1 protein-coding gene is annotated in these 1078 nt (G+C 70.1%); it reads right to left on the bottom strand.

Annotated features, from left to right (window positions below; genetic code table 11):
- Positions 1-157: 157 nt before the first annotated feature.
- On the bottom strand, positions 158-1078 hold a 921-nt coding region (gene lysS, locus G7A99_RS12085), incomplete at its 5' end, for a lysine--tRNA ligase (protein WP_240466260.1).

The raw sequence follows: 1078 nt of genomic DNA, 5'->3' as shown, positions 1-1078 counted from the left end.
GCATCCGGCGAGGCCGTGTTCGAGGGCCTAGCCGTGCTGCGCATCGACGCCGCCGCCAACGCCACGCCGCACATCGGGGGCGGGCCGGTGGCGCTGCTCGACCTCCCGTACGCCGCCCCGGGCACGCCGCCGGCAGACGCCGGCTGAACCCGGGCCGTTACTCCGCGGCCTGCGGGCGCATCGCCGGGAAGAGCAGGACGTCGCGGATCGAAGGGGAGTCGGTGAGCAGCATGACCAGGCGGTCGATACCGATGCCCTCGCCCGCGGTCGGCGGCAGGCCGTACTCCAGCGCGCGGATGAAGTCCGCGTCGTAGAACATGGCCTCGTCGTCACCGGCCTCCTTGGCCGCGGCCTGGGCGCGGAAACGCTCGGCCTGATCCTCGGCGTCGTTGAGCTCGGAGAACCCGTTGGCGATCTCGCGGCCGCCGACGAACAGCTCGAAGCGCTCGGTGACGAACGGGTCATCGTCCTTCGGGCGGGCCAGCGGCGAGACCTCCTTGGGATAGTCCACGATGAACAGCGGCCCGTGCAGCCGCTCCTCCACCGTCGCCTCGAAGAGCTCGATCTGGAGCTTGCCGAGCCCCCAACCGGCCTCGACCTCCAGCCCGTGCCGCCCGGCGTAGGCACCCAGGGTCTGGCGGTCGTCCACGGTGGCCGCATCCAGGTCGTCGTTGTAGTCGAGCAGCGCCTGGCGCACCGACAGCCGCGGGAAGCGTGCACCGAAGTCGAAGGTCTCGCCCTGGTAGGTCACCCGCTCATCGCCGAGCACGTCCTGTGCGAGGCCGCGCAGCAGGACCTCGGTGAGGTCCATGAGGTCGTTGTGGTCGGCGTAGGCCTGGTAGAACTCGAGCATCGTGAACTCGGGGTTGTGCCGCGTGGACACCCCCTCGTTACGGAAGTTGCGGTTGATCTCGTAGACCCGCTCGAGGCCGCCGACCACCAGGCGCTTGAGGTAAAGCTCCGGGGCGATGCGCAGGTAGAGGTCCCGGTCGAGGGCGTTGTGATGGGTGACGAAAGGCCGCGCCGTCGCCCCGCCCGGGATCGGCTGCATCATCGGGGTCTCGACCTCGAGGAACCC

The organism is Arhodomonas sp. KWT (genome assembly GCF_010993615.1).
The sequence above is the reverse complement of the archived record's forward strand: the minus strand, read 5'-3'. Positions and strand labels throughout refer to the sequence as shown.